The following is a 12,993-nucleotide window of genomic DNA, read 5'->3' on the forward strand; positions in this document are numbered from 1 at the left end:
TACGATAAACCCAACGGGCGACTATAACAGTAGCAGGCCGCGCGGCCGCCGCCACGAGCGGGCCGCCCGCGCGCCCCAGCCCACTCAGGAGCAGACAGATGCGTGATGCCTTCCTCGCCCATGTGCGCGGGACCCTCGACCAGATCCGCGCCGACGGTTTCTACAAGACCGAGCGCGAGATCGCGAGCCCCCAGGCCGCGGACGTGAAGCTGGCCGACGGCGCCGGCGTGCTGAATTTCTGCGCGAACAACTATCTCGGCCTGGCCAACGATCGGCGCCTGGTGGCGGCCGCGGCGGCGGGCCTCGAGCGCGACGGCTTCGGGATGGCCTCGGTGCGTTTCATCTGCGGCACGCAGACGGTGCACAAGCAGCTCGAGGCGGCGCTGTCGCGCTTTCTCGGCACCGACGACACGATCCTCTATTCGAGCTGCTTCGACGCGAACGGCGGCCTGTTCGAGACGCTGCTCGGCGAAGAGGACGCGATCATCAGCGATGAACTGAACCACGCCAGCATCATCGACGGCGTGCGCCTGTCCAAGGCCAAGCGCTTCCGCTACAAGAACAACGACATGCAGGATCTCGAGGCGAAGCTGCGCGAGGCCGACGCGGCCGGCGCGCGCTTCAAGCTGATCGCGACCGACGGCGTGTTCTCGATGGACGGCATCATCGCCGACCTGAAAGGCGTCTGCGACCTGGCCGATCGTTACGGCGCGCTGGTGATGGTCGACGATTCGCACGCGGTCGGCTTCATTGGCGAACATGGCCGCGGCACGCCCGAGCATTGCGGCGTGGCCGATCGGGTCGACATCGTCACCGGCACGCTCGGCAAGGCGCTGGGCGGTGCATCGGGCGGTTATGTGTCGGCCCGCAAGGAGATCGTCGAGCTGCTGCGCCAGCGTTCGCGTCCCTACCTGTTCTCGAACACGCTCGCGCCGAGCATCGCCGAGGCCTCGCTGGCCGTGCTCGAACTGCTCGCCAGCGACGAGGGCGCGCGCCTGCGCCGCCGCGTGCGCGAGAACGGCGCGCATTTCCGCCGCCGCATGAGCGAGGCCGGCTTCACCCTGGTGCCGGGCGAGCATCCGATCATCCCGGTGATGCTCGGCGATGCGCAGGTCGCGACCAGGATGGCCGATGCGCTGCTGGCCGAAGGCGTCTACGTGATCGGCTTCTCGTTCCCGGTGGTGCCGCGCGGCCGTGCGCGGATCCGCACGCAGATGAGCGCGGCCCACACGCCCGAGCAGATCGATCGTGCCGTCGACGCCTTCGTGCGGGTCGGCAAGTCGCTGGGCGTGATCTGAGGAGAAGCGGAGATGAAAGCGCTGGCGAAACTCGAACGCGGCCCCGGCCTGCGGATGACCGACGTGAAGCGGCCCGAGGTCGGGCATAACGACGTGCTGATCAAGATTCGCCGCACGGCGATCTGCGGCACCGACATCCATATCTGGAAGTGGGACGACTGGGCGCAGAAGACGATTCCGGTGCCGATGCATGTCGGCCACGAATACGTCGGCGAGATCGTCGAGATGGGGCAGGAAGTGCGCGGCTTCGCGATCGGCGACCGCGTGTCCGGCGAAGGCCACATCACCTGCGGGTTCTGCCGCAATTGCCGGGCGGGGCGGCGGCATCTGTGCCGCAATACCGTCGGCGTCGGCGTGAATCGCGAGGGGGCCTTCGCCGAGTACCTGGCGATCCCGGCCTTCAACGCCTTCAAGATCCCGCCCGAGATCTCCGACGACCTGGCCGCGATCTTCGATCCGTTCGGCAATGCCACGCACACGGCGCTGTCCTTCAACCTGGTCGGCGAGGACGTGCTGATCACGGGCGCCGGGCCGATCGGCATCATGGCCGTGGCGATCGCGAAACATGTGGGCGCACGCAACGTGGTGATCACCGACGTCAACGATTACCGGCTCGGCCTCGCGCGCAAGATGGGCGCGACGCGTGCCGTGAACGTCGCGCGCGAATCGCTGCGCGACGTGATGCACGAACTGCACATGACCGAAGGTTTCGACGTCGGCCTGGAGATGTCGGGCGTGCCGAGCGCGTTCACCAGCCTGCTCGATGCGATGAACCACGGCGGCAAGGTCGCGCTGCTCGGCATTCCGCCGGCGCAGACGGCGATCGACTGGAACCAGGTGATCTTCAAGGGGCTCGAGATCAAGGGCATCTATGGCCGCGAGATGTTCGAGACCTGGTACAAGATGGTGGCGATGCTGCAAAGCGGGCTCGACCTCTCGCCGATCCTCACCCATCGTTATGCCGTCGACGACTATGAAGCGGCGTTCGCGGCGATGCTCTCCGGCGAGAGCGGCAAGGTGATCCTCGACTGGACCGTCTGAGTCGGGTATCACGCAAGGCCTGCATCAAGCGATGCCGGTGTCTGGCGCGACAGCGCCGGCGCCGGCATTTTTCATGGGCGGCCGCGAAGCGCTTTTATTCAGTGATCCCTATCGAAGGCGAGAAGCCCACCTCAGCCGCGGCGGCTGCAGGACGACAGCGTGACGATGCGCGGTCCCGTCTCGGGCAGGCTGACCGGCTGGGCGGTCGAGCGGCACAGGATCGCGCTGTCGTAGCCGCGGCCGGCGAAGCGGACCACGTCGGCGATCTCGAAGCCGAGGCTGCGGTAGAAGGCCAGCAGGTGCGTGGCCGGATAGGGCGTGTCGAGCGCGAGCCGGGCATAAGCGCGCGAGGCGGCCCAGCGCACCGCGAACGCGACCAGCGCGCGGCCCACGCCGCGGCTTTGCCAGATCGGATCGACGCCGAACTGCCGCAAGCTGGCGACGTCGCGGCAGCGATAGAGATGGTTCGTGCCGGCCTGGTCGCGCTCGTGCAGCGTCATGGTCGCAATCACATGGCCATGGCAGGTCGCGACGAAGCAGGTGCCGGCCAGCGCGCGCTGGCGCGTCGCCGAGGCGGGCTGGTCGACGCACGGACAGTTCAGTCCCATCGCGCCGAGCCGGCCGAAGGCGCGATGCAGCAGGACCGTCAGCGTCTCGTAATCGTCGCGCGCCGGATCGAACGGCCGTAGCACGATGCGATCGTACGGCTTCGGCACATAGCCGGTGTTCGGAACGGGGGCGAGACGAGGTGTCGACATGGCGTTTCCTGAACCTGATTCGGTTGTCCGAAGTGTAGGAACGGCCGCTGGCGACGATCAAGAAAAAATGTCGTAAACGCCGGCCGGCGCGGGCTCGCCGCGCCGGCGCCGAGGCTTACTGGGCGGGGCTTGCCGCGCCGTCGCCGCCGGCTGGCGGCATTTCGAACTCGGCCTCGATCCGCACCCGCACGTCGTCGCCGACAGCCGGGTACCAGGTCGGGATGTCGAAGGCCGCGCGGCTGAAGCTGCCGCTGGCCGAGAAGCCGACGGTCGGCTGCTTGGTGAGCGGGTTGCGGCCGTAGCCGTTGAAGGTGACCGCCAGCGTGATCGGCTTGGTGGTGCCGCGGATCGTCAGGTTGCCGGCCAGCTTGCCGGTGTTCTCGCCGGTCGGCGTCCAGCCGGTGCTGTCGAAGCGGATCGAGGGATAGCGCGCGGCGTCGAGCGCGTCGCTGCCGGTCACCATGCGATCGAGAATCGGCACGTTGGTGTCGAGGCTGGACGCGTCGATGGTCGCGCTGACCTGGCTCATGGCCGGGCCGCCGGCGCGCCAGTCCAGCACCGCGCTGGCCTTGTCGAAGCGCATCGTGAAGCGCGAGTAGCCGAAGTGCGAGACGTCGAACGAGACGCTCCAGTGATGCGGATCGAGCGTGTAGCGCCCGACCGGCACCTTCTCGGTGGCCGTCGAGACGTGATGCGTGACGACCGCCACGGGGGTGCAGGCGGTTGCCAGCGCGAGCCCCAGGCCGCCGATGAGGGCGCGCCATCGCGCGCCGGATTGCCAAGCCATGACCGTCTCCTGTTGTGTCCGGGCACGATAGCGCAGGCAAGCTCGCTTGACAAAGGAGAATGATCGTTCTACCTTATGCGCCATGAACGAGAGCAAGCGAAGAAACTCAGCAGTTCCTCAAGAACCCGAGCCGGCGGCGGGCAATGCGCGCTTGCGCCTGCTCGAGGCCGCGGAGGAACTCGTTTATGCGGGCGGTATTCATGCCACCGGCGTCGACGCGATCGTCAAGCGCTCGGGGGCCGCGCGCAAGAGCTTTTATACGCACTTCGAATCGAAGGAAGCCTTGGTAACGGCAGCCTTGGCGCGGCGCGACGATCGCTGGATGGCGTGGTTCATCGACGGCACGCGCGAGCGGGGCAAGACGCCCCGTGCCCGGCTGCTGGCGATGTTCGATGTCTTGCGCGAATGGTTCGAGCGGCCCGATTTTCACGGCTGCGCCTTCCTCAACGCGGCGGGCGAGATCGGCGACGTGCATGATCCGATCCGCGGCGTGGCGCGTTATCACAAGGAGCGGCTGCTGGCCTTCGTGCGCGAGGAGTGCGATGCCTTGGCCGATGCCGACGGCATCGATCGCAGGAACGCGGCGCGCCTGTCGCGTCAGTGGCTGGTGCTGATCGACGGCGCGATCGGCGTGGCGCTGGTCAGCGGCGATGCCTCGGCGTCGCGCGATGCGCGCTCGGCCGGCGAGGTACTGCTGGCAGCCTTCGAGGCCCGCGCCGACTGAGCAACACCCAGGCGCCGCATGGTTTGCATGCGGCGCGACGAGATGATCGCCTTCACGCGAGTGCGCGAAGGCTTGTTTGCAGTCCTGAGAAACTTGCAGTCCCCAACGACCTACGCAGCCAGGAGAAACACCATGTCCGAAGTCAGCGAAATCCGTCCGCCGCTCCCGCCGTTCACGCGCGAGACCGCCATCCAGAAGGTGCGTGCCGCCGAGGACGGCTGGAACACGCGCGATCCGCAACGCGTGTCGCTCGCGTACACGCGCGACAGCAAGTGGCGCAACCGCGCCGAGTTCGTCACCGGTCGCGAGGAGATCGTCGGCCTGCTGACGCGCAAGTGGGCGCGCGAGCTCGACTATCGCCTGATCAAGGAACTGTGGGCCTTCGACGGCAACCGTATCGCCGTGCGCTTCGCCTACGAATGGCATGACGATGCCGGCAACTGGTTCCGCTCCTACGGCAACGAGAATTGGGAGTTCGACGAGAACGGCCTGATGGCGCGTCGCCACGCGAGCATCAACGACCTGCCGATCCGCGAGCAGGATCGTCTGTTCCACTGGCCGCTCGGTCGTCGTCCCGACGATCACGCGAGCCTGTCGGATCTCGGTCTGTAAGCTGATGTAAAACATGCGGGGCCATTCGGCGACGAGCCGGATGGCCCCGTCTTGCATGGTGCTCGCGATATCGCGCACGGTTCGAGAGAGATGACGATGTCGCTCACCTTGTCGTGCGGAGTTCGCTTCGCGCGATTCCGCTTCGGTGCGTTACGTGATGGCGCGGTTCATCACCGATCACAGCACACGTATCGATGAGCGGTGCCAATTCGATACATGCAGCGGCTCACCATCGAGCGTGCACACGAGTCGTTAATTTCGCGGCAATGGCTTCACAGCCAGCCGGCACGCCCTGTATCGATACCCTCAGCGCAACTAACGACCAACATCCGCATGGCTTCACAGGTGCGCAAGGCGAGGCCGTCCCGCATCACCTTGCGTGCATGCAGGGTGAAATCGACTGTGCGGGATGCGCTTGAGGTGAGGAAATTCGGGAGGGGCCCCGCCGATAAGGTGAGGCTTTTCGGGATTCGGTGAACGGTGCGCGGTAGCGCGCACCGTGGGTCACCGATGAACCTTCACGAGCGGAAGGACAGGACGCAGGCCTCAGGCGAGCAGTTGCGCGACCACCGCTTCGCCCACTTCCTGCGTGCTCGCCTTGCCGCCGAGATCGCCGGTGCGCGGCCCATGCTTGAGCACGTGCTCGATCGCGGCGAGGATCGCGTCATGCGCCTCGCGCTCGACGCCGGTGCCGTGACCGAGGAAGTCCACCATCATCGCCGCCGACCAGATCATCGCGATCGGATTGGCGATGTAGCGCCCGGCGATGTCGGGTGCCGAACCGTGCACGGGCTCGAACAGCGAGGGGAACTTGCGATCCGGGTTCAGGTTCGCCGAGGGCGCGATGCCGATCGTGCCGGTGCAGGCCGGGCCGAGATCCGACAGGATGTCGCCGAACAGGTTGGAGGCGACCACCACGTCGAAGCGATCGGGATTCAACACGAAGCGCGCGCAGAGGATGTCGATGTGCTGCTTGTCCCATTTCACCTCGGGATACTGCTGCGCGATCTCGGCCGCGCGCGCATCCCACCACGGCATGCTGATCGCGATGCCGTTGCTCTTGGTGGCCACCGTCAGCTCCTTGGCGCGGCTCTGGGCCAGGTCGAACGCGAACTTCATCACGCGCTCGGTGCCGGTGCGCGTGAACACCGCCTGCTGGACCACGAACTCGCGCTCGGTGCCCTCGAACATCGCGCCGCCCACCGACGAGTATTCGCCCTCGGTGTTCTCGCGCACGATCATGAAGTCGATATCGCCTGCCTTGCGGTTGGCGAGCGGGCTCGGCACGCCCTCGAACAGGCGCGCCGGGCGCAGGTTGACGTACTGGTCGAATTCGCGACGGAACTTCAGCAGCGAGCCCCACAGCGAGATGTGGTCGGGCACCGTGTCGGGCCAGCCCACCGCGCCGAACAGCAGCGCATCCATGCCGGCGAGCTGGGCCTTCCAGTCGTCGGGCATCATCTGGCCATGCTGCGCGTAATAATCGCAGCTGGCCCAGTCGATATGGGTCGCCTCGAAACGGATGCCGAAGCGGCGCGTGACCGCATCGAGCGCCCGCATCCCTTCGGGCATCACCTCGCGGCCGATGCCGTCGCCGGGAATCACCGCAATCCTGTAGACCTTCTCGCTCATCGCCAGCGCCTCCTCGTTCTCGTGCCTGGGTTGCCCGGCGGCGCCGGGCTTCGAAAGTGCGGACCGATCGGCTCGGTCCTGCATCGCTTCCGAGCATTCTATTGATTCCGCCCGGGATTAGAATCGGAATCCGGTTAAACGACTTTCCACACATCGTGAATAAAGCGCCGAATCTCGACGACCTGCGCGTATTCAGCATCGTCGTGCGGGTGGCCAGCTTCAGCGCGGCGGCCGAGCAGCTCGGCGTCTCGCCGGCCTATGTCAGCAAGCGCGTCGCCCTGCTCGAGGGCCAGCTCGGCACGCGGCTGCTGCATCGCTCGACGCGGCGCGTGGCCGTCACCGATTCCGGCGAGCGCGTGTTGGCCTGGGCCGAGAAGATCCTCGACGACGTCGATCACCTGGTGGAGGACGTCTCCACCACGCGCACGGTGCCGCGCGGCACGCTGCGCATCTCGAGCAGCTTCGGCTTCGGCCGTCACGTGCTCGCGCCGGCGCTGCTCGATTTCAGCGAACGCTTTCCGCAGATCAATGTGCGGCTCGATCTGTTCGACCGGCTGGTGGACGTGGCCGGCGAGGGTTTCGACCTGGACGTGCGGATCGGCGATGAAATCGCCGAGCATCTGATCGCGAAACGGCTCGCGACCAACTATCGTGTGCTGTGTGCCTCTCCCGCGTATCTCGAACGACACGGCGCGCCGCGCCAGATCGCCGACCTCGGTTCGCACCAGTGCCTGGCGATCAAGGAGCGCGATCACCCGTTCGGCGTGTGGCGCCTGACGCAGCGCGGCGAGACGAGTTCGGTGAAGGTCGGCGGCGCGCTCTCGACCAATCACGGCGAGGTGGCCGTGCAATGGGCGCTGGCCGGCAAGGGCATCGTGCTGCGTTCGATCTGGGAAGCCGGGCCGCTGCTCGACAGCGGCGCGCTGAGGCGCGTGCTGCCCGACGTCACGCAGCCGGCCAATGTGTGGGCGGTCTATCCGGCGCGGCTGGCCGCGTCGGCGAAGGTGCGCGTGTGCGTCGACTTCCTGGCGGAGGCGTTCGCGCAATGGCGCGCAGCGGCGTGATCGGCCGCCGTGTCGCGCCAGGATGGTCGATTCGATTGCAATACGGCAGGTGATCCGACAAAACCACGAAACCTCACCGGAGGAGACACATCATGAGCCCCTTGGCCCGGCGCGTCGCGATCGCGCAGATGCAGTTCGTCATCGCGCTCGCGGTGATGTTCGTGGTGTCGTCCGACTCACCACGCTACTGGCAGGGCTGGCTCTACTGGGCCGTGTTCTCGCTCTGCACCTCGGCCACGGCAGCCTGGTTCACGCGGCGCGATCCGGCCTTGATCGAGCGGCGCATGCATGTCGGCGTGCGTGCCGAAACCTCGCCGCTGCAGAAAGCCGTGCTGGCCGTGGCCGGCCTCGGCAGCGCGGCGCTGGTGATCGGCGCCGGCCTGGAATGGCGCTTCACGCAGCCTCGCTTCGACCTGGCGATGGTGCTGGCGGGCAACGCGCTGCTGGTGCTCGGCTTCGCGATCTGCTTCGCGGTGCTGCGCGCGAATACCTTCGCCGCGAGCACGATCACGCTGGCCGAGAACCAGACCGTGATCTCGACCGGGCCCTACGCCTATGTGCGCCATCCCATGTACTCGGCCGCAATGGTGATGTTTTTCGGGAGCCCGCTGGCCTTGCAGTCCTGGAGTGCGCTGGGCTGTGCCGTCGTCCTCACCGCAGCGATCGTGGTGCGCCTGCTCGACGAGGAAAAATACCTGGAAGCCCGTCTGGCGGGCTATTCCGACTACTGTCGCACAGTGCGCCGGCGACTCGTGCCGGGAATATGGTGAGTCGGCTCACCGTTGCGCGCGCACGCAAATCGATGCAAGGCGGTTAAAGGTGAGGGTTTTCGGGAGCAGGGAAAACAGGCTGCGCGCCTGTGTCTTCAGCCTTGCGAATGGCTCGTGTCGTGCGCGTGCTGCAGGCGCTCGCGGCTCTTGCTCAGGTGCACGCGCATCGCGGCGCGCGCGTCGTCGGGTTCCTGTCGCTCGATCGCGCGATAGATCCAGCGGTGCTCGTCGAGCACCTGGCGCAGCACGTCGATCTGGTCGAGCTCGGCCAGCTCGGCGCTGCCCAGGCGCGTGCGCGGGCTGACCGAACGGCCGAGCTGGCTCAGCACGTCGACGAAGTAGCGGTTGCCGCTGGCCTGCGCGATCTGCAGATGGAACTCGATGTCGTGCGCGAGCGTGTCGGTGCTGCCGCGCTGGAGCTCGGCCTCGAAGCGCTCGAGCGCGACCTGCATCAGCCGCAGGTTCTGCTCGGTGCGCCGCTTGGCGGCCAGCGCCGCCGACGCCGCCTCCACATCCATGCGGAATTCGAGCACGGCCATCGCATCGAGCATGTTCGACAGGTCGGCGGTCGGCAACTGCATGGTCGCGTCGTTGTGCGGCGCCAGCACGAAGGTGCCGACGCCATGACGCGTCTCGACGATGCGCGCGGCCTGCAGGCGCGAGATTGCCTCGCGGATCACCGAGCGGCTCACCGAGAGCTGCTTCATCATCGCGACCTCGGTCGGCAGCCGGTCGCCGGGCCGCAGGGCACCGCGACGGATTTCTTCGGACAGGGACGCGACGACCTTCTCGGACAGGCTGCTCATGAGTGCTTGCGGGGCGAGGAAAACGGTTCTGGAAAATTGGGGCGGGTCATGACCTCTTGTCGAGGTCATCCGATGTCCCGAATCCCGGCATCATAGCCGCAAACCTGGAGCGGACAAGCGGTTCGGGACCGATTTGGCGAGAGATATCGGGAAATCACGGAGCGATCACGGGTGTTCGGCGTTCGCCAGATCCCGGTTCGAGGCAGCCGGAAATCATCGGACGACACAATGACTCGTTGTCGGACAAGGGCATCGATTTCCACGTAAAATCTCTGTTGTCTGACGTCCTAGCATGACCAGCTCGCAAGGCTGGTCAAACTCGTGAAAGTCATATGTCTCAGGCTTCGATATTGAATATGGAGGACCCAGGGTAAACGCGGCTAATCGGCAAACAGGTTGTCCGACTACAATGTTGTCAGACAACGTATCACGCAAAATCGTGCAGAGCGATCGACGGGTGCTACGTGAGGCTCGTCCAGGCCGCCCGCGGCCGATACAGGAGACATCGTTGACAGCAGCTCTCGGCACGGCAGCGAACCCGCTCGATTCGGCGGTCGCCAAGGTGATGCGGCATGTGATGCCGTTGTTCCTGGTGATGTTCATCGCGAACTACATCGATCGCGTGAACATCGGTTTCGTCAATTCGCACATGCATGCCGACCTCGGCATCGGCGCGGCGGCCTACGGCTTCGGCAGCGGGCTGTTCTTCGTCGGCTACGCGCTGTTCGAGGTGCCCTCGAACGTGCTGATGCAGAAGTTCGGGGCGCGCGCCTGGCTGACGCGGATCATGGGCACCTGGGGCGTGGTCGCGGCGGCCATGGCCTTCGTCTGGAACGAGCAGTCGTTCTACGTGCTGCGCTTCCTGCTCGGCGTGGCCGAGGCGGGTTTCTTCCCCGGCGTGGTGTTCTACTTCACGCAGTGGCTGCCGCAAGCGTCGCGCGGCAAGGCGGTGGCGATCTTCCTGGGCGGCTCGGCGTTCGCCTCGGTGCTGTCGGGGCCGATCACGGGCAGCCTGCTGTCGATCAGCGGCCTGGGCCTGAAGGGCTGGCAGTGGATGTTCCTGATCGAGGGCGGCTTCTCGATCCTGTTGTGCGGCGTGAGCTGGATGATGCTGAAGTCGCGCATCGACGACGCGCCCTGGCTGAGCAGCGCGGAAAAGCAGGCGCTGCACTCGACCATCGCGGCCGAGCAGGCCGAGCGCGATGCGCGCGGCAATGCGCATGTGCCGACCATGAAGCTGCTGCGCGATCCGCAGATCCTGTTGTTCTGCTTCTTGTATTTCGCGATCCAGCTGACGATCTACGCGGCCACCTTCTGGCTGCCGACCATCATCCGCAAGATCGGCGGGCTGAGCGATTTCCAGGTCGGGCTGCTCAATGCGATTCCCTGGCTGATCGCGATGGTCGCAATGTACGGCTTCGCGATGGCCTCGGCGCGCTGGCGTCATCAGCGTGCCTGGATGGCCACCGCGCTGGTGATCGCGGCCTGCGGGCTGTTCGCGTCGACCACCAGCAACGCGCTGATGTCCTTCGTCGCGATCTGCTTCGCGGCGATCGGCTTCAAGGCGGCTTCGTCGCTGTTCTGGCCGATCCCGCAAGCTTATCTGGATGCGCGGGTCGCGGCGGGCGTGATCGCGCTGATCAACTCGCTCGGCAATCTCGGCGGCTTCTTCGCGCCGGCCGCCTTCGGCTACCTGCAGCAGCACACGGGCTCGATCAAGGGCGGCCTGTATGGCCTGGCGGCGGCCTCGCTGATCGCGGCCGCGGCGGGCTTCCTGGCGCGCAGCCGGCCCGCCGGCACCACGCCCGACGGCGGTACGCTGTCGAGCAGCAACCCGCATTGAAGCACGCGCATCGCGCATGAATGAGGCGGCGGCGCCCACGAGGTGCCGCCGGATTTTGCAAGCTTTCTCCAGCGCCGGATTCGGCGCCTTTTTCAGGTAACGCTCCATGTCCTCGAATTCCATCCAGGCAAACGCCACCCCTGTCGTGACCGAGCTGCGCGTCGTGCCGGTCGCCGGCCGCGACAGCATGCTGATGAACCTGAGCGGCGCGCACGGCCCGTTCTTCACGCGCAACGTCGTGATCCTGCGCGACAGCAGCGGTCACACCGGCGTGGGCGAAGTGCCGGGCGGCGAGGCGATCCGCAAGACCATCGACGATGCGCGCGGGATCGTGGTCGGCCAGTCGATCGGCAACCTGCAGGCGATGCTGAACCGCGTGCGCTCGACCTTCGCCGATCGCGACGCCGGCGGCCGCGGCCTGCAGACCTTCGACCTGCGCACCACCATCCACGCCGTCACGGCGCTGGAGGCGGCGCTGCTCGACCTGCTCGGCCAGCACCTGAACGTGCCGGTGGCGGCCCTGCTCGGCGAAGGCCAGCAGCGCGACGAGGTCGAGATGCTCGGCTACCTGTTCTACATCGGCGACCGCAACAAGACCGACCTGGCCTATGCCAGCGGCGCCGATGGTCGCGACGATTGGGAGCGCCTGCGCACCGAGGAGGCGATGACGCCCGAGGCGGTGGTGCGCCTGGCCGAGGCCGCGCAGGCGCGCTACGGCTTCAACGACTTCAAGCTGAAGGGCGGCGTGCTGTCCGGCGACGAGGAGATCGAGGCCGCCAAGGCGCTGGCCGAGCGCTTCCCGCAAGCGCGCGTGACGCTGGACCCGAACGGCGCCTGGTCGCTCGCCGAGGCGGTGCGCCTGTGCCGCGACATGCACGGCGTGCTGGCCTACGCGGAAGATCCCTGCGGCGCCGAGAACGGTTATTCCGGCCGCGAGGTGATGGCCGAATTCCGCCGCGCCACGGGCCTGCCGACGGCCACCAACATGATCGCCACCGACTGGCGCCAGATGGGCCACGCGATCCAGCTGCAATCGGTCGACATCCCGCTGGCCGATCCGCACTTCTGGACCATGCAGGGCTCGGTGCGCGTCGCGCAGATGTGCAACGACTGGGGCCTGACCTGGGGCTCGCACTCGAACAATCACTTCGATATCTCGCTGGCGATGTTCACGCACGTGGCGGCCGCCGCGCCGGGCAAGATCACCGCGATCGACACGCACTGGATCTGGCAGGACGGCCAGTTCCTGACGCGCGATCCGCTGCAGATCGTCGGCGGCAAGGTGAAGGTGCCGGCCAGGCCGGGCCTGGGCATCGAGGTCGACATGGATGCGCTCGAACGCGCCAACGCGCTGTACGAGCAGCACGGCCTGGGCGCGCGCGACGACGGCGTCGCGATGCAGTACCTGATCCCGAACTGGAAGTTCGACAACAAGCGCCCCTGCCTGGTGCGCTGAACTCGACATCGACACGACATTCAACGCGATCGGCCGGGCCGGCTCGATCGCCTCACGAACCGAACCAAGCAAGCACATGACCACGCCTCAGGAACTCAAGCAGATCATCTCGGAAGGCCTGCTGTCCTTCCCCGTCACCGACTTCGACGCCGAGGGCAACTTCCGCCCGAGCACCTATGTCGAGCGCCTCGAATGGCTCGCC

General features: G+C 66.6%; 12 protein-coding genes and 1 pseudogene. 9 read left to right on the top strand and 4 right to left on the bottom strand.

The features are described from left to right. The first annotated feature begins 98 nt into the window (after positions 1-98). A complete protein-coding gene (locus F3J18_RS18570; protein WP_017918702.1) occupies positions 99-1,298 on the top strand; it encodes a glycine C-acetyltransferase in 1,200 nt (399 codons plus the stop codon). 12 nt (positions 1,299-1,310) lie between these two features. Further along, positions 1,311-2,339 (top strand): L-threonine 3-dehydrogenase, encoded by a 1,029-nt coding sequence (tdh, locus tag F3J18_RS18575; RefSeq protein WP_013688824.1) that lies wholly within the window; start codon positions 1,311-1,313, stop codon positions 2,337-2,339. A gap of 131 nt (positions 2,340-2,470) precedes the next feature. On the opposite strand, the gene F3J18_RS18580 is transcribed toward tdh, so the two are convergent. Both F3J18_RS18580 and F3J18_RS18585 read right to left on the bottom strand, forming a co-directional pair. Continuing rightward, positions 2,471-3,097 carry a GNAT family N-acetyltransferase gene (locus F3J18_RS18580; RefSeq protein WP_025100223.1) on the bottom strand — a complete coding sequence of 209 codons (627 nt, stop codon included), beginning with the start codon at positions 3,095-3,097 and terminating at the stop codon, positions 2,471-2,473. Between the two features lie 115 nt (positions 3,098-3,212). Then, the gene (locus tag F3J18_RS18585) at positions 3,213-3,884 is read right to left on the bottom strand and encodes a YceI family protein (RefSeq protein ID WP_013688826.1); all 672 of its coding nucleotides are present in this window, start codon (positions 3,882-3,884) and stop codon (positions 3,213-3,215) included. Positions 3,885-3,966: 82 nt separating this feature from the next. Here F3J18_RS18585 and F3J18_RS18590 point away from each other — a divergent pair, with 82 nt between their 5' ends. Then, on the top strand, positions 3,967-4,608 hold the full coding sequence (locus tag F3J18_RS18590; RefSeq protein ID WP_042285908.1) for a TetR/AcrR family transcriptional regulator: 642 nt from the start codon (positions 3,967-3,969) through the stop codon (positions 4,606-4,608). A gap of 132 nt (positions 4,609-4,740) precedes the next feature. Continuing rightward, positions 4,741-5,220, top strand: a complete 480-nt coding sequence (locus F3J18_RS18595) for a nuclear transport factor 2 family protein (protein WP_025100220.1) — start codon at positions 4,741-4,743, stop codon at positions 5,218-5,220. A gap of 546 nt (positions 5,221-5,766) precedes the next feature. Here the strand turns inward: F3J18_RS18595 and F3J18_RS18600 are convergent. Beyond that, positions 5,767-6,936: a tartrate dehydrogenase gene (locus F3J18_RS18600; protein ID WP_025100219.1), complete on the bottom strand. Its 1,170-nt coding sequence runs from the start codon at positions 6,934-6,936 to the stop codon at positions 5,767-5,769. A gap of 71 nt (positions 6,937-7,007) precedes the next feature. On the opposite strand from F3J18_RS18600, the gene F3J18_RS18605 reads away from it, so the two are divergent. Together F3J18_RS18605 and F3J18_RS18610 are read left to right on the top strand one after the other, a co-directional pair. After that, positions 7,008-7,916, top strand: coding sequence for a LysR substrate-binding domain-containing protein (locus F3J18_RS18605; protein ID WP_166913610.1), 909 nt, complete (start codon positions 7,008-7,010; stop codon positions 7,914-7,916). 92 nt (positions 7,917-8,008) lie between these two features. Continuing rightward, entirely contained in the window at positions 8,009-8,686 is a 678-nt protein-coding gene (locus F3J18_RS18610; RefSeq protein WP_047839721.1) for an isoprenylcysteine carboxylmethyltransferase family protein, read from the top strand. A gap of 95 nt (positions 8,687-8,781) precedes the next feature. Here the strand turns inward: F3J18_RS18610 and F3J18_RS18615 are convergent, their stop codons facing one another. Continuing rightward, positions 8,782-9,492, bottom strand: coding sequence for a FadR/GntR family transcriptional regulator (locus F3J18_RS18615; protein ID WP_013688832.1), 711 nt, complete (start codon positions 9,490-9,492; stop codon positions 8,782-8,784). 508 nt (positions 9,493-10,000) lie between these two features. On the opposite strand from F3J18_RS18615, the gene F3J18_RS18620 reads away from it, so the two are divergent. From F3J18_RS18620 to F3J18_RS18630, 3 genes and pseudogenes are all read left to right on the top strand, one after another. Next, positions 10,001-11,335: an MFS transporter gene (locus F3J18_RS18620; protein ID WP_166913611.1), complete on the top strand. Its 1,335-nt coding sequence runs from the start codon at positions 10,001-10,003 to the stop codon at positions 11,333-11,335. Between the two features lie 106 nt (positions 11,336-11,441). After that, positions 11,442-12,791 (top strand): glucarate dehydratase, encoded by a 1,350-nt coding sequence (gudD, locus tag F3J18_RS18625; RefSeq protein WP_025100215.1) that lies wholly within the window; start codon positions 11,442-11,444, stop codon positions 12,789-12,791. Between the two features lie 76 nt (positions 12,792-12,867). Further along, positions 12,868-12,993, top strand: a pseudogene (locus F3J18_RS18630) (5-dehydro-4-deoxyglucarate dehydratase); the annotation flags it as partial.

This window comes from Burkholderia sp. Ax-1720 (assembly GCF_011753035.1).
GTDB lineage: Bacteria > Pseudomonadota > Gammaproteobacteria > Burkholderiales > Burkholderiaceae > Burkholderia > Burkholderia gladioli.

Coding starts and splice junctions, on each gene's coding strand:
- F3J18_RS18570 (WP_017918702.1), top strand. CDS start 99: ATGCGTGATGCCTTCCTCGCCCATGTGCGCGGGACCCTCGACCAGATC.
- tdh (WP_013688824.1), top strand. CDS start 1,311: ATGAAAGCGCTGGCGAAACTCGAACGCGGCCCCGGCCTGCGGATGACC.
- F3J18_RS18580 (WP_025100223.1), bottom strand. CDS start 3,097: ATGTCGACACCTCGTCTCGCCCCCGTTCCGAACACCGGCTATGTGCCG.
- F3J18_RS18585 (WP_013688826.1), bottom strand. CDS start 3,884: ATGGCTTGGCAATCCGGCGCGCGATGGCGCGCCCTCATCGGCGGCCTG.
- F3J18_RS18590 (WP_042285908.1), top strand. CDS start 3,967: ATGAACGAGAGCAAGCGAAGAAACTCAGCAGTTCCTCAAGAACCCGAG.
- F3J18_RS18595 (WP_025100220.1), top strand. CDS start 4,741: ATGTCCGAAGTCAGCGAAATCCGTCCGCCGCTCCCGCCGTTCACGCGC.
- F3J18_RS18600 (WP_025100219.1), bottom strand. CDS start 6,936: ATGCAGGACCGAGCCGATCGGTCCGCACTTTCGAAGCCCGGCGCCGCC.
- F3J18_RS18610 (WP_047839721.1), top strand. CDS start 8,009: ATGAGCCCCTTGGCCCGGCGCGTCGCGATCGCGCAGATGCAGTTCGTC.
- F3J18_RS18615 (WP_013688832.1), bottom strand. CDS start 9,492: ATGAGCAGCCTGTCCGAGAAGGTCGTCGCGTCCCTGTCCGAAGAAATC.
- gudD (WP_025100215.1), top strand. CDS start 11,442: ATGTCCTCGAATTCCATCCAGGCAAACGCCACCCCTGTCGTGACCGAG.